23 protein-coding genes are annotated in these 18,086 nt (G+C 66.8%); 14 read left to right on the top strand and 9 right to left on the bottom strand.

The window, feature by feature from the left end; translation table 11 throughout:
- Positions 1 to 18: 18 nt before the first annotated feature.
- The 6 genes from ACXJKC_RS20470 to ACXJKC_RS20445 are packed head-to-tail and all read left to right on the top strand — an operon-like array spanning position 19 to position 7,297.
- Positions 19 to 1,152 carry an acyl-CoA dehydrogenase family protein gene (locus ACXJKC_RS20470; protein WP_456698604.1) on the top strand — a complete coding sequence of 378 codons (1,134 nt, stop codon included), beginning with the start codon at positions 19 to 21 and terminating at the stop codon, positions 1,150 to 1,152.
- On the top strand, positions 1,149 to 3,248 hold the full coding sequence (locus ACXJKC_RS20465; protein ID WP_456698603.1) for an acetate--CoA ligase family protein: 2,100 nt from the start codon (positions 1,149 to 1,151) through the stop codon (positions 3,246 to 3,248). Before ACXJKC_RS20470 ends, ACXJKC_RS20465 begins: the two co-directional genes overlap by 4 nt.
- An 11-nt stretch (positions 3,249 to 3,259) precedes the next feature.
- On the top strand, positions 3,260 to 4,174 hold the full coding sequence (locus tag ACXJKC_RS20460) for a hydroxymethylglutaryl-CoA lyase (protein ID WP_456698602.1): 915 nt from the start codon (positions 3,260 to 3,262) through the stop codon (positions 4,172 to 4,174).
- Positions 4,171 to 5,403 (top strand): CaiB/BaiF CoA transferase family protein, encoded by a 1,233-nt coding sequence (locus tag ACXJKC_RS20455; protein WP_456698601.1) that lies wholly within the window; start codon positions 4,171 to 4,173, stop codon positions 5,401 to 5,403. The genes ACXJKC_RS20460 and ACXJKC_RS20455 overlap by 4 nt, the downstream gene beginning before the upstream one ends.
- A complete protein-coding gene (locus ACXJKC_RS20450) occupies positions 5,400 to 6,197 on the top strand; it encodes an enoyl-CoA hydratase/isomerase family protein (RefSeq protein ID WP_456698600.1) in 798 nt (265 codons plus the stop codon). The genes ACXJKC_RS20455 and ACXJKC_RS20450 overlap by 4 nt, the downstream gene beginning before the upstream one ends.
- On the top strand, positions 6,194 to 7,297 hold the full coding sequence (locus tag ACXJKC_RS20445) for an alcohol dehydrogenase catalytic domain-containing protein (RefSeq protein WP_456698599.1): 1,104 nt from the start codon (positions 6,194 to 6,196) through the stop codon (positions 7,295 to 7,297). The genes ACXJKC_RS20450 and ACXJKC_RS20445 overlap by 4 nt, the downstream gene beginning before the upstream one ends.
- Here ACXJKC_RS20445 and ACXJKC_RS20440 read toward each other — a convergent pair.
- The 5 genes from ACXJKC_RS20440 to ACXJKC_RS20420 are packed head-to-tail and all read right to left on the bottom strand — an operon-like array spanning position 7,284 to position 10,341.
- On the bottom strand, positions 7,284 to 7,991 hold the full coding sequence (locus ACXJKC_RS20440) for a glycosyltransferase (protein ID WP_456698598.1): 708 nt from the start codon (positions 7,989 to 7,991) through the stop codon (positions 7,284 to 7,286). The genes ACXJKC_RS20445 and ACXJKC_RS20440 overlap by 14 nt on opposite strands.
- The gene (locus tag ACXJKC_RS20435; RefSeq protein WP_456698597.1) at positions 7,978 to 8,538 is read right to left on the bottom strand and encodes a class I SAM-dependent methyltransferase; all 561 of its coding nucleotides are present in this window, start codon (positions 8,536 to 8,538) and stop codon (positions 7,978 to 7,980) included. The genes ACXJKC_RS20440 and ACXJKC_RS20435 overlap by 14 nt, the downstream gene beginning before the upstream one ends.
- Entirely contained in the window at positions 8,535 to 9,230 is a 696-nt protein-coding gene (locus ACXJKC_RS20430) for a PIG-L deacetylase family protein (protein ID WP_456698596.1), read from the bottom strand. The genes ACXJKC_RS20435 and ACXJKC_RS20430 overlap by 4 nt, the downstream gene beginning before the upstream one ends.
- Positions 9,223 to 10,173: a hypothetical protein gene (locus tag ACXJKC_RS20425; RefSeq protein ID WP_456698595.1), complete on the bottom strand. Its 951-nt coding sequence runs from the start codon at positions 10,171 to 10,173 to the stop codon at positions 9,223 to 9,225. Before ACXJKC_RS20425 ends, ACXJKC_RS20430 begins: the two co-directional genes overlap by 8 nt.
- Positions 10,174 to 10,341: a hypothetical protein gene (locus ACXJKC_RS20420; protein WP_456698594.1), complete on the bottom strand. Its 168-nt coding sequence runs from the start codon at positions 10,339 to 10,341 to the stop codon at positions 10,174 to 10,176.
- A 125-nt stretch (positions 10,342 to 10,466) separates the two neighbouring features.
- On the opposite strand from ACXJKC_RS20420, the gene ACXJKC_RS20415 reads away from it, so the two are divergent.
- The 8 genes from ACXJKC_RS20415 (at position 10,467) to ACXJKC_RS20380 (ending at position 15,261) form a co-directional block, all read left to right on the top strand.
- Positions 10,467 to 11,006 carry a type 1 glutamine amidotransferase domain-containing protein gene (locus tag ACXJKC_RS20415; protein WP_456698593.1) on the top strand — a complete coding sequence of 180 codons (540 nt, stop codon included), beginning with the start codon at positions 10,467 to 10,469 and terminating at the stop codon, positions 11,004 to 11,006.
- 85 nt (positions 11,007 to 11,091) lie between these two features.
- A complete protein-coding gene (locus ACXJKC_RS20410) occupies positions 11,092 to 11,535 on the top strand; it encodes a hypothetical protein (protein ID WP_456698592.1) in 444 nt (147 codons plus the stop codon).
- Complete coding sequence (locus tag ACXJKC_RS20405; protein WP_456698591.1) at positions 11,532 to 12,764, top strand: NRAMP family divalent metal transporter; 1,233 nt, start codon at positions 11,532 to 11,534, stop codon at positions 12,762 to 12,764. The genes ACXJKC_RS20410 and ACXJKC_RS20405 overlap by 4 nt, the downstream gene beginning before the upstream one ends.
- Complete coding sequence (locus ACXJKC_RS20400; RefSeq protein ID WP_456698590.1) at positions 12,761 to 13,558, top strand: hypothetical protein; 798 nt, start codon at positions 12,761 to 12,763, stop codon at positions 13,556 to 13,558. The genes ACXJKC_RS20405 and ACXJKC_RS20400 overlap by 4 nt, the downstream gene beginning before the upstream one ends.
- Before the next feature lie 57 nt (positions 13,559 to 13,615).
- The gene (locus ACXJKC_RS20395; protein WP_456698589.1) at positions 13,616 to 14,056 is read left to right on the top strand and encodes a hypothetical protein; all 441 of its coding nucleotides are present in this window, start codon (positions 13,616 to 13,618) and stop codon (positions 14,054 to 14,056) included.
- A gap of 2 nt (positions 14,057 to 14,058) precedes the next feature.
- The gene (locus tag ACXJKC_RS20390; RefSeq protein WP_456698588.1) at positions 14,059 to 14,331 is read left to right on the top strand and encodes a DUF7218 family protein; all 273 of its coding nucleotides are present in this window, start codon (positions 14,059 to 14,061) and stop codon (positions 14,329 to 14,331) included.
- A gap of 1 nt (position 14,332) precedes the next feature.
- On the top strand, positions 14,333 to 14,797 hold the full coding sequence (locus ACXJKC_RS20385; protein WP_456698587.1) for a DUF6328 family protein: 465 nt from the start codon (positions 14,333 to 14,335) through the stop codon (positions 14,795 to 14,797).
- A gap of 11 nt (positions 14,798 to 14,808) precedes the next feature.
- Positions 14,809 to 15,261: a GAF domain-containing protein gene (locus ACXJKC_RS20380; RefSeq protein WP_456698586.1), complete on the top strand. Its 453-nt coding sequence runs from the start codon at positions 14,809 to 14,811 to the stop codon at positions 15,259 to 15,261.
- Here the strand turns inward: ACXJKC_RS20380 and ACXJKC_RS20375 are convergent.
- Genes ACXJKC_RS20375 through ACXJKC_RS20360 form a run of 4 tightly spaced genes read right to left on the bottom strand, consistent with a single transcriptional unit; the run spans position 15,258 to position 18,055 of the window.
- The gene (locus ACXJKC_RS20375) at positions 15,258 to 15,476 is read right to left on the bottom strand and encodes a hypothetical protein (RefSeq protein ID WP_456698585.1); all 219 of its coding nucleotides are present in this window, start codon (positions 15,474 to 15,476) and stop codon (positions 15,258 to 15,260) included. The genes ACXJKC_RS20380 and ACXJKC_RS20375 overlap by 4 nt on opposite strands.
- Positions 15,477 to 15,516: 40 nt before the next feature.
- Positions 15,517 to 16,203, bottom strand: coding sequence for a 3-oxoacid CoA-transferase subunit B (locus ACXJKC_RS20370; protein ID WP_456698584.1), 687 nt, complete (start codon positions 16,201 to 16,203; stop codon positions 15,517 to 15,519).
- Positions 16,200 to 16,871: a 3-oxoacid CoA-transferase subunit A gene (locus ACXJKC_RS20365; RefSeq protein ID WP_456698583.1), complete on the bottom strand. Its 672-nt coding sequence runs from the start codon at positions 16,869 to 16,871 to the stop codon at positions 16,200 to 16,202. The genes ACXJKC_RS20370 and ACXJKC_RS20365 overlap by 4 nt, the downstream gene beginning before the upstream one ends.
- Positions 16,868 to 18,055, bottom strand: a complete 1,188-nt coding sequence (locus ACXJKC_RS20360) for a thiolase family protein (RefSeq protein ID WP_456698582.1) — start codon at positions 18,053 to 18,055, stop codon at positions 16,868 to 16,870. The genes ACXJKC_RS20365 and ACXJKC_RS20360 overlap by 4 nt, the downstream gene beginning before the upstream one ends.
- Between the last annotated feature and the right edge of the window lie 31 nt (positions 18,056 to 18,086).

Here is an 18,086-nt window from a genome sequence, read left to right as displayed (position 1 = left end):
CCATCACGAAGGACACACGTGCACTACTCACTGACTGCGGATGAACGGGATCTCCAGGACGGGCTGCGAGCATTCCTCGCCGATCTGGTGCCCACCGACGCCTATCAAGCGATCTGCGAGAGCGACTCGGGATTCGACCGCCTGACCTGGAAGAACCTCGCGGATCAGGGCTGGCTCGACCTCGTGCCGATGGCCGAGGAGGCAGGCGGTTCGGCCTGGCCCATCTCGGGTGTCGTGATGGCCGAGGAGTTCGGCCGTTCGCTGGTGCCGGCGCCGGTCGAGCTTGTCGCAGGATTTCTCCTGCCTGTGCTTCGTGGCCTGGCGCCCGGAGCGCTCGGACTGCCGGTCGACGGCCCGCCGCCGGACGAGCTGCTCACCTGCCATCTGGCCGATCTGACCCGGCACGTCGTGCAGGGGGCCGAAGCCGTTCCACCCGCGGTCCGGGCTCACGTGACGGCTGACGGCGTGACGATCGACGGCGAACTCGGCGGCGTCCAGTTCGGTGCTGTGGCGTCCTCGCTCGTGCTGCCGGTGTCGACGGGCAGCGAGTGGCTCCTGGTCAGGATCGACCTCGCTGCCGCAGGCGTCCAGGTCGAGCCCGTACGAACTGTCGACCCGGGACGCGCCTCGGCCGATGTGGTCCTGAGCGGCGTGCGGATCGGCGAGGCCGACTTCGTGCAAGCGGGTGCCGACGGTCTCCCGATCGAGCAGCTCCTGGTCGACGGACTCCTGTCGTATCTGCTGTTCCTCGACGGCAAGGCGGTGGGTGCCTCGGTCGCGCTGCTTGAACGCACGATCGCCTATGTCGTCGAACGTCGACAGTTCGGTGTGCCGATCGGCTCGTTCCAGGCGGTCAAACACAAGGTTGCCGACATCGCGACATTGATCGAGTCGTCCCGGTCGCTCTCGACGTACACGGCTTGGCTCGTCTCACAGCGTGCGGACGACAGGATCGAAGCGGTGCTTTCGAGCCGACTGCACTGCGCGGACGGGTACCGGCGGGCGTGTGAACTCGCGATCCAGTGCCACGGTGGCATGGGCTTCACGTGGGAGGTCGGTCTGCACACGTGGTACCGCTCGGCGACCTACGATGCCGCGGTCGCCGGTGTCACGCTGGACGATCTGGCCCGCATCGTGGGACGTGCGGCATGACGGGGCAGCAGTCGTCCCTCGTGGCGGCCGGCGGAATCGGCGCTCTGCTCGACAGCCGCTCACTCGCCGTGGTCGGGGCCTCCGACACGCCGGGGTCGCCGGGTCTGCGGGCGATGCAGACGATCCTCGGATCGGGGTTCACCGGCGAGGTCCTGCCGGTCAATCCGAGACGTCCGCTGTTCGACGGGACACCGGCCGCCGCCTCGCTGGACGACGTCCGGCCGGGTCCGGTCGATCACGTGCTGATCCTGACGCCGGCCGGCACCGTCCCGTCGGTGCTGCGCAGTTGCGTCGCGCGCGGAGTCGGTGCCGTGACGGTGCTGTCGTCGGGAGTCGGCGAAGGGGACGTGACCGCCCAGGCGCAGTTGCTCGCCGAGATCATCGGTGACTCCGGGATGCGCGTGCTGGGTCCCAACTGCCTCGGCGTGGTCAATGCGCACAGCGGACTCATCGCGAGTCCGGCCTCGGCGTTCGTGTCGGGACAGATCAGTGCCGGACCGATCAGCATCGTGAGCCAGAGCGGTGCCGTGGGCGCCTATCTCGTGGGTCTGCTGTCCGAGGTGGGGCTCGGCGTGCGCTACTTCGCGAGTACCGGCAATGAGACCGATCTGAGACTGGGGGAGATCGTCGGCCACTACGCGCAGGACGATCTGACCGGTGCCGTCGTGATCTATCTGGAAGGACTCCGCGACGTCGACTCGTTCATCCCCGCGGTCGCCGAATGCCGCAGGCGGGGCAAGAACGTCATCGTGATCAAGGCCGGTGCGACGTCGGTGGGTGCTGCAGCGGTGCAGTCGCACACCGCGGCGCTCGCCGGTGACGATGCGGTGTACGACGCGGTATTCGACCGGCTCGGTGTGTTCCGGGCCCGGTCGATCACGGAGGCCGCCGTTGCACTCGGCGCTTCGTTGCCGCCGTTGCGGACGCCGCACCGTATCGAACGGCTCGCGGTCATGACGACATCAGGCGGCCTGGGAATCCTGGCCGCCGAGGCGCTGGTGGGTGAGGACTTCGAACTGCCGGACGTCCCGGAACAGACACAACGCCACATGCGTGAGCTGCTGCCGTTCTGCACCCCGCACAATCCGATCGACCTCGGCGGGACCGTGCCATCGGACCCCGAGGCGTTCCTGGGGCTGCTGCACCTGACCGTGGACGATCTCGAGCTGGATGCCCTGGTCGTCGTGGTCAGCAATCTGCCCCGATCGCCGATCGCCTGGGATAACATCCGGGCAACGTTGACTCGACTGATCGGCTCGACCGACGCCGTCATCTCCGTCGTGGGTGCGCTGTCGAACGACGACATCGCCTATTTCCGTTCACTCGGTGCGATCACGGCGACGGATCCGTCGGTGGCGGCCCAGGAGCTGCGGGTGCTCGACCGGATCACGGCGCTGCGATCGAGTGTCGGCTCGGTGGACGTGCCGCTCGTCGTCGAGGCACCGGCGTCGACTACCGCGCTGGGCGATGTCGAGGCCATGACCCGCCTCGCCGGGTGCGGAGTCAGATTCCCCGACCAGATCGTGATCGACCTCGCGATCCGGCAGACGCCGGATCTGTCGTCGGTTCGGCTGCCGGCCGCGGTCAAGCTGCTCCAGACCGGGGTCCTGCACAAGGCTGCTGCGGGCAATGTCGTGATCGGCGTGGAGGACCGCGATGAGCTGATGGCGCTGGTTGCCGCGTTCCGCGCCAAGGCCATCGGCGCGGGTCACATCCTCGTCCAGACCATGGTCGACGGCATCATCGCCGAAGTCATCGTCTCGGCCAGGCGCGATGCGACGTTCGGTCCGATGTACGTCATCGGCACGGGCGGCAGGCACGTCGAACTGCTGCAGGACCGGGTCATCCTGCTTGAGCCGGTGACTGCCGCCGATGTCACGGCGGCCCTGGGTCAGCTGAAATTCCTCGGCGATCTCGGCCCGCACTCCGCCGCGTGCGCTCACGACGTCATGGGAGTCGTCGAGGCATTGCGCCTCGCGCTCGCACAGGACCCGTCAGTCGTGGAGATCGAGATCAATCCCGTCATCTTGAGGTCACGGTCGCCAGCAGGTGTCGCGGTCGATGCCGTCGTCCAGGTCGGAACCCGAGAGCCATGAAAGAGGTCACCATGAAGATCCCCGAGAAGGTTGTCATCCGCGAGGTGTCGGCCCGTGACGGACTGCAGAGCGAGCCCGTCGAAATCGGCACGGCAGCCAAGATCGAGCTGATCAACTGCCTCGCCGATGCCGGCTTCCCACGTATCAACGTGACGTCGTTCGTGAGCCCCAAAGCCGTCCCGCGTATGGCGGACGCGGTCGAGGTCATGGCCGGTGTCATCAGACGGCCGGGTCTGGAACTCGATGTCTCAGTACCCAATGTGCGGGGAGTCGAGCGGGCGCTGGCAACCGACGTCGACACGATCGTGGTGTTCGTCGCAGCCAGCGATGAGGGCAATCTGCGCAATGTCCGTCGTACGACCGAGGCGTCGATGATCGAGACCGAGGCCGTCATCAAGCTGGCCCGCGAGGCCGGCCGCCAGGCCGTCGGCACCGTCTCGATGGCCTTCGGATCTCCCTACGGCGATATCGTCACACCCGATGACGTGATGCGGCTGGCCGGCCGTTTCGTGGCCGCCGGAGCCACTGGATTATCGCTCGGCGACACGACCGGCGAGGGCGATCCGAGCGCGGTCTTCTCGATCGTGACCCGGTTGCTGACCGAGTTCCCCGACGTCGATCTCGCCCTGCACCTGCACGACACCCGCGGGCTGGCCCTGGCCAACGTCCTTGCGGCGATGCAGGCCGGTGCATGGCAGTTCGACAGTGCGATCGGAGGCATCGGCGGATCGCCGTTCACCCGTGACGCAGGCGGGAATCTCGCGACCGAGGACCTGGTCTACATGTGCCGGGCCATGGGCATCGACACCGGCGTCGACCTCGACGCACTGCCGGCGATCAACGGCTTCCTGGAACGCCGGCTCGAACATCCGCTGCCGGGCCGCGCGGGGCAGTACCTGCGCCGTCACGAAACGGTCGACGCATGAGCGTGACGATCTCCGAGGGGATCCTCGACGGCATCCGGGTGCTCGACCTCACGGGTGCGCTGTCGGGCCCGTACACCGCGATGATGCTGGCCGAGCACGGCGCTGACGTCATCGAGGTCGAACATCACCTGACGGGTGACGAGGCCCGGGTGTGGCCGCCGATCGTCGGGGGAGTCAGCAGCTATTTCGGCTCGATCAATCGCAGCAAGCGCAGCCTGGCGATCGATCTGAAGGATCCCGACGGTCTCGCGATCGTCCGGGATCTGGCCAGTCGAGCAGATATCGTGATGCAGAGCTTCACGCCGGGCGTCATCGATCGCCTGGGACTCGGCTACGACACGATCCGCGAACTGAATCCCTCGGTCGTCTACTACTCGTTGTCCGGCTACGGACAGGATGGGCCGTGGCGGGAGAAGCGCGGCTACGATCCGATCATCCAGGCCGCGAGCGGCTTCATGAGCGTCACGGGTGAAGCCGGCCGCACGCCGGTCAAGTCGATGATTCCGATCGCCGACCTGTCGAGCGCGATCTACGGCTACGCCGCGATCCTCGGCGCCTTGTTCCGGTGCCAGCGCACGGGCAAGGGGCAGTACATCGACCTGGCCATGATGGACGTCAACGTCTCAATGCTCAGCGTTGTCGGCTCGCGCTATCTGCACACCGGCGTCGTGCCGGAGCGCAGCGGCACCGAGAACCCGCAGCGCGTGCCGTCGGCGGCATTCGAGTGCGCCGACGGGCGGTTCCTGCAGGTTGTGCCCAATCAGCGGCAGTGGCCCGCGTTCTGCCGGTTGCTGGACCACGAGGAGTGGATCGAGGATCCGCGCTTCGCCTCGCCGCCGGCCCGCACGGAGCACCAGGACGTGTTGTATCCGCTGATCCGGACCGCTTTCCTGCGGCGTGGAGCCGACAACTGGAGCAAGCTGCTCGACGATGCGACGATCGCGTCGTCTCCGATCCACGGGATCGACGAGGTGTTCGCGCTGCCGCAGGTGCAGCACCGCTCGATGGTGCAGTCGTACGTCGATCCGGTCATCGGCGAAGTGCCCGCCATCTCCTTGCCGTTCCGCTACTCCGAGACACCCACCCGGATCATGTCGGCCCCGCCCCAGTTGGGAGAGCACACCATCGACGTGCTGCGCGAACTCGGCCACAGCGAGGCCGCGATCACCGCACTCATCACCAGAGGAGCCGTGACGAGCACGTCACGGCAGGACAAGGACGACATATGACGATCGACACCATCACCGAAGGCCCGGTTCTCGTCTCCCAGGACGGCCGGGTCTGCACCATCACGCTCAACCGCCCGGAGGCCAGAAATGCGTTGAGCAAGGAATTGCTGGAGCAGCTGTCGTCCGCGCTGGATCGGGCTGCTGAGGACCCCGATGTCGGCGCTGTCGTGCTGACCGGGAGTGGCCAGGCCTTCTGCTCGGGCGCCGATCTGAAGGAGGGTGCCCGCAATCTCGGCGATGACGCATTCCAGGCCAACTACGACCGCTCGACCCAATCCATGCAGGTGCATCGGCAACTGCCGCGGTTGTCCAAGCCGGTCATCGCCGCGGTCAACGGGCCGGCTGTGGCAGGTGGCTGCGGGCTGGCGATGTCGTGCGATCTCGTCTTCGCCGGCGCGGGGGCCCGCTTCGGCTACCCCGAGGTCAACCGTGGCCTGGTGGCCGCGATGGTCATGGTCAGTCTGAGTCGTCTCGTCGGACGCAGGCAGGCGCTCGACCTGCTGCTGTCCGGACGGCTCATCCCGGCCGCCGAGGCCAAGGAGCTGGGCCTGATCAACACCGTGGTGGCGGATGAGGACGTGGTCGCTGCCGCCCAGGCCTATGCTGCCGATCTCGCGGCGAAGCCCGCATCGGCGCTGCAGTACACGAAAGATCTCTACCGGCAGGTGCAGGAGCTCGACTACGACCGGGCCATGGAGTACGCGCGTGACCTGAACCTGATGCTGCGGCAGACTGGTTCGGTGCGCACAGGAGTCAGCGAGTTCGTCTCAGGCACTGCAAAGCCCTTGCAGTGATCGCTTCGCTGGCGCTGGTCCTGCGTGAGCCGGGTACCCGACCCGTCCTCGAAGAGGTGCAGGTCAGTGACCCTGCTGCCGGACAGGTCCGGGTTCGTATCGTGGCTTCGGGGATCTGCGCGACCGACGTGCACGCTCTCACAGGAGAGCAGCCGATCCAGAGGTTCCCGGTGATCCTCGGGCACGAGGGCGCCGGGATCATCGAGTCGGTCGGGCCGGGGGTCGACGGGCTGTCGGTCGGCGACCACGTCGTCCTCGCGCTGTCGTCGCCATGCGGTGCGTGCCGTGCCTGCCGGCGAGGACGCAGCGATGAGTGCGACAGCGAATGGCGGCGGACCGGATTCGCCGGGGTGCAGATGGACGGACGTTCGACGATTCGCCAGCGCGAGGACGACATCTTCCCGTTGTTCGGCGTCGGCACGTTGACCGAGTACACAACCGTCAGGGCGAGCCAGGCCATCAAGATCGATGCTGAATTGCCGCTCGATCTGATGTGCCTGACGGGATGCTGCGTTGTGACAGGCGTGGGGGCGGCGATCCACACGGCGCAGGTCGAGCCGGGTGACAGCGTGCTGGTCGTGGGCTGCGGGGGAGTCGGCCTCAACATCATCCAAGGCGCCCGGATCGCCGGCGCGACGACGATCATCGCCGCCGACGTCGACGCTGCAGCGCTGGACCTGGCCCGTCGACTCGGCGCCACGCATGTCGTGGACTCGCGCCGTGAAGAGTTGGACGTCCGTGCGATCGTCCCCGACGGGGTCGATTTCGCGTTCGAGGTCGTGGGCAGCCCGGCTCTGATCGTGGCGTGCCTCGACCAGACCCGAATCGGCGGGACCTGCGTCTTGGTGGGGCTGACGGCCCCTGGTGCCACGGTCCCGGTCGATGCGCGGGTGCTCAACGGTGCGCGCCGGCTCGTGGGCTGTCGCGGCGGGGGCGGTGTCCCGGCCGAGAACATCGCGATGCTTTCGCGGTTCTACCGTGACGGCGAGCTGCGACTCGCCGAGCTGGTGGGCCCACAGCTCGACTTCGTCGATGTCTTGACCGGATTCGACTCGTTCGGCCGCAGTGGGCCGGGCCGAACGGTCATCAAGATGGTCTGAACCCTTGGGCCTGGAGTGCCAGGTCGGCAGCGACTCCGTTCGGAGCCCGGGCCTCTCGGCGCGCCGAGGTTGTGACGGGAACGGCGGTGCTCCAGGCGATCTTGGCACCGCCCCGGTCACATCGGTGGATGAGATCCACATCCTCGCCGCTGGACAGCGGACTGAAACCGCCTATCGCCTCGTAGCACGTCGCAGTGAGCCCGAGGTTCGCACCGTGGATATGCCCGTGGTGGGTGCCGTGGGCAGCATCGTCGAAGTACTGCTTGACCCAGGCCGCGAACTCGTTACGATCCAGCGGCGCGAGGACGACCGTCCCGCAGAACACGTCGTAGCCGAGTCGGGCGGCGTGCAGCTGGGATCCGAGCCAGCCCGCAGGGACCCGGCTGTCGGCGTCGGTCGTGGCGAGCCACTGGCGGTGCGTGCTGCCAGCATGGCGCCTCAGCACTGCGGCGAATCCGGCGGCCCGCGCCGCGCCGACGTTGCCGGCATCGATCTCGACGACGTCCGCACCGAGACCGGCCGCCACCTCGGCCGTGCGATCGGTGCATTGATCGGCGACCACTGTGATGTCGACGCTGATGTGCGGAACTCGCAGGCGCGCGGCCCGCAGTGCGTGGAGAGCTGTGGGCAATAACGTCTCTTCATCGCGCGCCGGGACCACGACCGACACGATGGCTGGTTCAGATCGCCGCACGCTCGAACACCTCCAGGCGGAAGTCGTCCTCCATGTGCTGGACCACGACGGTCCAGCCCGGCCGGGCCATCAGCTCCCGGTGCACATCGTCGCCAGTACAGACGGCTGCCTCGAAACTGTGCCGCCAATGGACCGCGGCCAAGTGCCCACCGGGTTCGAGGCTGGCCAGTGCCTGGTCGATCGTGCTCTGCCGATCAGCGGCGGACAGGTAGTACATGAGTTCGGAGAGCACGATGAGATCGAATGTCCCCTGCGGCCAGGCCTCGGGGATGGCACCTTGGACGAAGACCGCGTCGGGTGCTCGACGTTTGGCCTCGACGAGCGGACTCGCCACCGGGTCCGTCGCGATGACTTCATCGCAACGGGCCACGAGGCGGGCAGTCAACATACCGATCGAGCAGCCCGCCTCGAAGGCCCGGCGGTAGTTCGTTCGAGGCAGACTGGCCATCGTCACGTCGTACTTGCGGCGCTCGTACACGCGCTCGGCGAGGCTCCAAGGATCGCTCGACGACGCGTACATGTCCTCGAAGTACTCGGGCTGGGTCATATGACGATCGCTTCCGGTGCATAGGACGCATGTTCCAGCAAGGCATGCTCGACCACCGCGAGATCTGCCGGGTGATCGCTGAGAGGGCGAACCTGGGATGTGAAGGCGCTGATCGCCCGGCGTTTGCGCATCCGTGCGGTCGAGGAACAGTCGAGGCGGCGAATTCGGTCCAGCCACGGCTGAGCATCCGGCTCGGTCCATGCCCATGTCCAGACGGGGAACCGCCATATCGGGGTGTGGCCGTCGCACAGTCGCACTGCGGCGGCCCCCAGGGCGTCGTGGTCGGGGTGACCATCGTGCTCGAACGGTGCGAGGACCAGATCGGCGGCGGCTACCAACGGTGCCAGCGCGGTGGCCAAGGCTGCGCCGTGGTCGGCGAGAGCGCCGTCGGGCAGACCGAGCCGGTGGATCTGAGGGGAGTGGAAGCCGAGCGCGGCCAATGCCCGGATCAGCTCGAGCGGACGTCGGGCGCGCAGCTGCTCGGGCGTGACACTGGGACTGCCCGGGTGTGAGGCTTCGCCATCGGTTGCCGTCACGAACGTGACATCGCGGCCGGTCTGTCCGACCAGCCAGGCGCCCACGGCCAGCACCTCGTCGTCGGGATGGGCGGACAGGACGAGGATCGAACCGCCGGGATCATGCGGGGGCGTTGCGGGGAGACCTTCGAGGTAATGCCTCCAACGGCTAGGCATGGGCGGGTCCCAGCGATCCCAGACGTGCCAGATCACGTCCGCCGTGATGCTGACGGACGAAGACCTGGAGATCGGCGACCCGCGCACTGTGATCGGCATCGAAGGCCAGGGGGCCGGGCCCGAGGGCGTGGCCGGCACGCGTGAGGGTGTCCTCGGCCAACGCTGCGGCCCGAGCCCTGATCGACTGCGCCATGCGTTCGACCTGCGGAAGAGGGATGCTCTGCTGGTCGGCCCGACATGCGGCGGCCTCGAGCGTCATTTCCATCGTGTCGAGATCGGCGCGTATCGCGCCGAGACCCGCCGCGGCATGCGGGTCGAGGCGTCCTGTCTCGACCAGATCGCAGATGCCGCGCGCGCCCCCGAACCAGGCGGCGGCGATGCCGATCGCACCCCACCAGAAGCCCGGCCGATCGGTGTAGTCGCCGGGGGAGCCGATAGGCGTCGCAGGCACGTGGTCGAACTCAAGCGTGACGGTGCCGGTTCGGGCCATGCCCGGCCCCACCCAGGATGGTGCTGCCTCATCGGTGGAGATTCCGTGGCTCGCCATATCGATCGCGAACAGCTGTGATCCGTGCGTCGTTTCGGCAGTCACCAAGGCATGCGTCACGATGGCCGCGCCGGAGCAGAACGCCTTCCGCCCCGAAAGGGTCCAGCCGCCGGTGCCGTGACGCCCCGCCAGAACTGCGAACGGTGGTTCGGCGGCCCACACCGCCCAGGCCTGACCCGGTTCGATGGCCGGGCCGTCGAGATCTGCCAGGATCGCTGCGGCGTCGTGATGTGGCTCTACCAGCTTGACCAGCGGGAGGTCATGGCGCGCCAGGGCTGAGATGAGATCCCACCGTCGACCTGTCTGTCCTCCTGCAGGCAGTGGCCACGCAGTATCGATATTGGCGCGAAGTGTTGCCAGGTCGATGGAGTTCGTCGTCGCGCCGTTCTCGGCCACCTATTCGTTGTCCGCTTCGGCTGCCGTAGCGGGGCCTTCGGGGGTCGCTCCGCCTTCGGACGTCCAGTCGGCGGAGTCGCCGTCATCAAGCGCCGGATCGGACGGGTCAGCGTCCTTCTTGTGCCGCCCGGGTCTGGGCTCTGCTGCATCTGTGGGTGAGTCGGTCATGGCGTGCATGTACCCCGTGAGCGGTTCGTCAACCGTCGGATGGGACGGCGCGACTCGAGGAATAAATCGGCCTCCATCGGGGTACGGGCGATGCATCGGAGGAGCTCACACGAACAGGAGCTGTCATGCGAATCGCGATCCTGACGTCGAATACCGGCGTTGAGAAAGCTGAACTCATCTCGCCTCGGCAAGCCATCGAGCGACGCGGCTGGCAGGTCGATCACGTGGCGCCGGAAGCCGGCCCGGTGCAGACCATGGAGCACGATGTCGACAAGGACGCCGTGTACGACGCCGAGGTGGCGATTACCGATGCGGCGCCGGCCGACTACGACGGTCTGATCCTCCCCGGTGGCACCGTCAACGCCGACAAACTGCGCATGGAGAATGCGGCGCTCGATTTCGTGCGGGCCTTCGCGGGTGCCGGGCGACCCGTCGCGGCGATCTGCCATGCGCCGTGGTTGCTCGTCGAGGCCGGTCTGGTGTCCGGAAAGACCCTGACCTCCTATGCCTCGCTGCGCACCGACATCGTCAATGCCGGTGGCACATGGGTCGATCAAGAAGTCGTGCACTGCTCGGCGGACGGCTGGGATCTGGTCACATCGCGCAACCCGGGCGACCTGGAGGCGTTCAACGCGCGAATCGCTGAGGTCTTCGGAGCGTCATGACCCTGCCGATCGCTTTGTCGCTGGGCTGGGCCGGCCTCATCCTCGAGGTGGCGGTGTTGGGCTGGCTGTTGATACGACACCACCGATGAACGTCCGGTCTGGTCTCGCGTCAGGCCTCGCCGCGCTGGTTCTGATGTCGGGCTGCGTCGTCGCGAGTCCTGACGACGACACGTATCGCGACGCCGCGGCGACGGCACTCGCGACGGCTGCGAGTGAAGTCGGCACCGTGGAGCTGATGCTGGATCTGCTGGATCGTGACAAGATCACCCGGCCTGTCGTGGTCGCTCAGGTGCGCTACAGCGAGGCCGGGCTCGAGAAGACCGCAGCAGGATTCGAGTCGCTCAATCCGCCGCCGGGCGAAGATGGGCTCGGGCAGTCCGCGGGGACGCTGTTCGACGAGGCCGCCGATGCCATGCAGGACGCGCGCCGTGCGATCGAGCGTCGCGAGATTGCGCAGTACACAGTGATCAGCCGACAGCTTGGGGAGCTGGCGAGCCGATTGCAGACTCTTGAGGAGAGTGCCTCATGAGCAGGTTGTTCGCGGTCGCTCTGGGTGTGCTCACGGCGATCGGCGGCTTCGTCGACATCGGGGACCTGGTGACGAATGCGCAGGTCGGCTCGCGCTTCGGCATGTCTTTGGCATGGGTTGTGCTGGTGGGCGTCGGCGGCATCATGGTGTTCGCCGAGATGTCGGGAAGGGTCGTGGCCGCCAGCGGCCGGCCGACGTTCGACATCGTCCGCGAGCGGCTGGGACCGCGCATCGGCCTGGTCAACCTGGGCGGCTCGATGGCGGTCACCTTCTTGACGTACGTCGCCGAGATCGGCGGCATGGCCTTGGCGCTGGAGCTCGCCACGAGCGTCCACGAGGTGTTGTGGATCCCCGTCACCGCCGCGGCGGTGTGGATCGTGTTGTGGCGGGCGAAGTTCTCGATCATGGAGAACGTGTTCGGACTGCTGGGCCTCGCGCTGATCGTCTACGCCGTCGCGCTCTGGCAGCTCGGGCCGGACTGGTCGGAGCTGTTCCACTCGGCCGCGACCCTCGACAAGCCGGGCGGCGAGGAGTGGTCGACCTATGCATACTTCGCGATAGCGCTGTTCGGAGCCGCGATGACACCGTACGAAGTCTTCTTCTTCTCCTCCGGGGGTGTCGAGGAGGAGTGGGACTCCTCCTCGATCGCGACGATGCGCGCCAATGTCTTCGTCGGATTCGCTTTGGGCGGCACTCTTTCCTTGGCGATCGCGGGAGTCGCGACAGTGACTCTCATGCCGGCGGGCATCGAGGTCGCGACCTTGGGTCAGGTCGCCCTGCCGGTCGCGATCGCCTTGGGCAAAATCGGTCTGGTCATCGCGATTCTTGGATTCTTCGCCGCGACGTTCGGTGCCGCCTGCGAGACCGGACTGTCCCTCGGCTACAGCATCGCGCAGTACTTCGGCTGGCAATGGGGCAAGTTCGTGCGCCCGTTCGAGGCCGCCCGCTTCCATGCCGTGATCCTGGTCGCGACGATCCTCGCCGTGATCGTGCTGTTGACGACCGTGGATCCGATCATGGTCACCGAGTTCTCGGTGGTGTTCTCCGCTGTCGCACTTCCGCTGACGTATCTGCCGATCTTGATGGTCGCGAATGATCGCGGCTATATGGGTCAGTACCGCAACCGGGTGCTCTCCAACACGTTGGGAACGATCTATATGGTCTTGGTCCTGCTGGCCTCGTTCGCGGCGATCCCGTTGATGATCTGGACCAAGATGGGCACGTCATGAAGGCACTCGGGATGCACATCGAAGGCGCGATCGACGTCCAGACTGACCTGCTCGACCGCCAGATCGTCAGCAGCGACGGCGCCATGATCGCGAAGGTCGACGACATCGAGGTGGCCGAGCACGACAGCCGCCTGATCGTGAGCGGGCTGCTGGTGGGTCCCGGTGCACTCGGCCCGCGTCTGGGCGGCGTGCTCGGTGAGCTGGTGGTCGACTCGTGGAGCCGACTCGCCCGGCGTTCGCCGCAGGAACCCCGTCGTATCGACTACACACATGTCAGCGGTCTCGCGACAGTTTTGACGCTGGACAGATCGCGCCGGCAGATCGAGATAGACGGGCTGGAGACCTGGACGCGCGTCCATCTGATCGATGCGCTGCCCGGGGCCGGCCACGATCCGCAATCCTCGTCGGACGACCGGACTCCCGATTCGATGGCCACCGGTCCGGACGACACGGGGGATCGGCACCGATTCAGCCGACTCGCGGGGATGCGGGTGATTCTTCGCGACGGTACGGCCCACGACCTCGTCACCGACGTCAGGCTCGCGCAAGGGCCGGTACGCGGCCATCTGCCGACCTTGACCGTGGACGGGATGATCGTGGGTCGCAATCGACCGGGGACGCTGTTCGGATACGACCGCAATTGCCAGCAGGGCCCATGGCTCATCCAGCAGATCCTGCGTTGGGTGCACCGGCATGCGGGATACGTCGACTGGTCCGAGATCGCCTCGATCGACTGGGAAGCTCGCACCGTGACGCTCGCGATCGACCGCCCACGTTCCCTCCGCGGTCTTTGACGCGGTGCATACAAGCCGCTTCTGCGGGTACGTGTCGGCAATAGCCTTGGAGGTTCGATGAGCAGTGGCCCGCGCGAGCAGCACACCCGTCCCGACGGCGTCACGACTGAGACGGTCGAGGCGGTCGGCAAGCTGAGCGAGGCACTCGAAGTTGTCGAAGAGGCCCGCGGTCTCCTGTACGCCTTCCACCGACGTTGCGGGACCGCGGATCTGATGCTCGGAGATGCCGTCGAGTTATTGCGTCAAGCCGGTCACGAGCAGTTCGCTGCCGATATCGAGCACGATCTGGTGGGTCGCAACATCCTGGAGGGCCGCTGGTCGTTCCAGGTTGTCGAGGAGTACGACGCCGGCTACTACGCGGCATTTCGCACACACGAACGTGCGGTACGAGATGGACTCACGGCGGGCAGGAAGCACCTGTTCGAGGCCGAGATGAAGGAAGACCGGCGTACCCAAGGCCGGCGACACCATGAAGCAGCACCACGAGACAAGGAGTGATCATGCCCGCCAAGAAGAACTCCAGCGTGAAGAATCCGTCGATGTACGAAGATCTGCGCGACGATGGCGCGTCGAAGGAGAAGGCGGCCCGCATCTCGAATGCGGCGGCCCAAAAAGGCCGGTCCGAGTCATCGGTCGCGGCGAAGGGCGGCAAGTCCGGCTCGTACGAGGACTGGACCGTGCCCGAACTCCGCCGCCGCGCGAAAGAGCTCGGCCTGCGCAATTACTCGGGCAAGAAGAAGGCTGAACTCGTCAAGGCACTGCGCGAGCATTGACATGCCATCGTCCGGCGAGGCTTCATCGACGGAGGGGGCCGGGAACAAGATCGACCGCAACTGGCAGGAGCTTCTTCAAGAACTGCGTGTCGCGCAGACCGGGATACAGATCCTGACCGGCTTCTTGCTGACGATCCCGTTCACCCCGCGTTTCGAGGAGTTGTCAGAAGCAAGGCATGCGGTCTACGGCTCGGTCCTGTGTTGTGCGGTCGTCGCGACGCTGCTGCTGATGACGCCGGTCGCACTGCATCGCGCGCTGTTCCACCAGGGCGCTCGCCCGTGGCTTGTCGAGATGGCGGACCGGTTGGCCCGGTGGGGCCTCGCTGCCCAGATCGTGGCGATCTCCGGCGCCGTGTGGCTGATTCTCGATCTGATCGGTCCGTGGTGGATCGCCAGTATCGTCGTGGCGGCACTTGCGCTGTTCGTCGTGTCGGTGTGGGTCGTCCTACCGCTCAGGGCGCGGTAGTGGGAACGGTGGTGACGGTCCGGGCCGGTGAGGTGTATCGGGCACCGATGCGCTCGCGGGTCGACGACATCGATGCCGGCGCGGCCGTCGACTGGGCTCTGGCGGCGGGCTACGTCGGAGTCGGTGTGAAGGGGCAACCCCACGAGGAGCGCCGCACACAGGCGCGGCTGCGACGATTCGCCGAGGCGGCAGACGGCTCCTACGTATGGACCCGTGACGGGGAGGGGCTGCTGTTCCTCGGGCAGATCGCCGGACCTCTCGTGCGCGACCGTGCCGGCGAAGCCCACGATCTGGTGCACGTCAGACCGTGTCGCTGGCACCGCGAACCGGTGGATCCGGTGATCGTGCCGGCCGCGGTGAGCCACAGTTTCGATCGGGGAGGCCGCAACTTTCAGCGGATCAATGCGCCTGGCGTGCTGGCGGAGACCTCAGATGTGTGGGAGCGGCTGGAGTCTGGTCGCTAGGCCAGGAGCGCCGCAGAATCGACGTTGCCGTCCGTCTCATTGATCGCGGTGGCCAGAGTCTCGATGTGCTCGACGGGGAGGTCGAGACCCGCCTCGTCACAACCCTTCCGGAGTTCTTGCTCCACGGTGCCTTCGACCGCACCGTCCTGATATGCGGCGACCCGATCGACCACGCGTTGGATGGCTTCGAATTCTTCGCTCGTGTATTCGCTCATGACCAGGAGGTACCCGGGCCGGACCGGTCCAATCGCGGTTTCAGCGCTCCAGGCGGGTGATCCGTACGTCGAGTCGTCGGCTGAGTTCGTCGACCGTCGTGCCGAACGTCTCGATGACGGTGATGCCCGCGGGCTCGACGGAAAAGGTGGCGGCTTCGGTGTAGATCCGGCTGACGCAGGCCAGGCCGGTGAGCGGATACGTGCAGGCCGGGACGATCTTGGCTTGTCCTGTCTTGGTGAACAGATTCATCATGACGAACACGTCCTTGGCGCCGATCGCCAGATCCATCGCACCGCCGACAGCCGGGATCGCGTCGGGGGCGCCGGTGTGCCAGTTGGCCAGGTCACCATGCTCCGAGACCTGGAATGCGCCGAGGACACAGACATCGAGGTGGCCGCCGCGCATCATCGCGAAGGAGTCGGCGTGATGGAAATAGGACGACCCGGGCAGTTCGGTGACCGGGACCTTTCCGGCATTCGTCAGGTCGCGATCGATCTGGTCCCCGGTTGCAGCCGGGCCCATGCCGAGCATGCCGTTCTCGGTGTGCAGCGTGATATCGGCCGAAGGGTCGAGATGGTCGGCGACCTTGGTGGGTTGGCCGATGCCCAGGTTGACGTAGGAGCCGGCCGGGATGTCACCGGCCACGACGGCGGCCATCTCGTCGCGGGTCAACGGGGCGCGGTGGGGATTCTCGATGGTCACGCTGGAACTCAGAGAGGTCGTCATGCCTGATCCTGTCCTGTTGCCACGATGCGATCGACAAAGATCCCGGGCGTGACGACTGCCTCGGGATCGAGGTCACCGACTTCGACGACTCGGTTGACCTGGACGATCGTGGTGGTTGCTGCGGTGGCCATGACCGGACCGAAGTTGCGGGCTGTCTTGCGGTACACCAGATTGCCCGCCCGGTCGCCCACGTGCGCGCCGATCAAGGCCACATCGCCGCGGATCGGCATCTCCAGGACGTAGTCGCGACCGTCGATCGTTCGGGTCTCCTTGCCTTCCGACAAGGGGGTGCCGACGCCGGTGGGGCAGAAGAACGCCCCGATCCCAGCGCCGGCGGCCCGCATGCGCTCGGCCAGATTCCCCTGTGGGACGACCTCGAGCTCGATCTCCCCGGCACGATAGAGCCGGTCGAAAACCCACGAATCGGACTGGCGGGGGAATGAGCAGATGACTTTGCGAACCCGACCGGCCGCCAGCAGCGCTGCCAGACCGGTGTCGCCGTTGCCGGCGTTGTTCGAGACGACTGTCAGCTCGTCGGCTCCCTGCTGGATCAGCGCATCGATCAGGGCCACGGGCATTCCGGCCATGCCGAATCCGCCGATCAGGATCGTGGCGCCGTCGTGGATACCGCTGACCGCCTCGGCGGTGCTTGCCGCGATCACCGTCACCGGATCGCCTCTTGGTTCTCCAGAACCATGGCCAGTGCCTGACCCACTCCGATGCAGATTGCGGCGACGCCCCAGCGATCGCCCGACTCGCGCAGGCGATGTGCCAGGGTGCCGACGATCCGCGCGCCGGAGGCCCCCAAAGGATGGCCGATCGCGATCGCACCGCCCTTGGCGTTGACGATCTCGGGATCGATCTTCCAGGCGTCGACACACGCAAGGGATTGCACTGCGAAGGCTTCGTTGAGTTCGACCGCGGCCACATCGGACCAGGCGATTCCGGCGCGCGCCAGGGCGGCGTTGGCGGCCTCGACCGGAGCGAAGCCGAAGTCCTGCGGATCGAGTGCGTGCACACCGCGGCCCGCGATGCGGGCGATCGGATCGAGACCGATCCGATCGGCGGCAGCTTCCGAGCCGAGCAGCAGCGCTGCGGCGCCATCGCTCAGCGGGGAGGCGTTTCCGGCCGTGATCGTGCCGTCGGGCCGGAAAGCAGGTCGGAGTCCGCCGAGCTTGTCGGCTGTCGTGCCCTGCCGGATCGACTCGTCGCGGGGGAGCTGTGCGTCGTCGACGGGTACGACGAGATTGTCGTAGAAGCCGGATTCCCAGGCGGCGGCCGCCAATTCGTGCGAGCGGGCCGCGAAGGCGTCCTGACGGCTCCGGCTGATGCCGAAACGTTCCTGTAGCTGTTCATTGCACTCACCGAGCGAGACGGTCCATTCCTTCGGCATGCGGGGGTTCACCAGGCGCCAGCCCAATGTCGTCGAGACTGCCGTGACATCGCCTGCCGGGAAACCGCGAGCGGGTTTGGGCAGCACCCAGGGAGCCCGCGTCATCGATTCGACGCCGCCGGCGATCATGATGGTCGCGTCGCCGGTCTCGATCGTGCGCGATGCGATCATGGCGGCATCGAGGCTGGATCCGCACAGTCGGTTGACCGTCGTTGCGGAGACCGAGGTGGGCAGTCCGGCCAGGAGCGCCGCCATCCGGCCGACATTCCGATTGTCCTCACCGGCGCCGTTGGCATTGCCCCAGACGATGTCGTCGATGTGTGCGGTATCGAGCCCAGGCGCCTTGGCCAGGACGCCGGCCAAGGCCGTTGCGGCCAAGTCGTCGGGCCGGACGCCCGCCAGCGCACCGTTGAACCGGCCGAACGGGGTACGCGCAGCAGCGTAGATATGAGATGTCAAGACAGTTTCAACTCTCGATAACTAAAGTTCG

This window comes from Aeromicrobium sp. P5_D10, from assembly GCF_054049535.1.
This window is presented reverse-complemented; position numbering and strand designations above follow the sequence as displayed.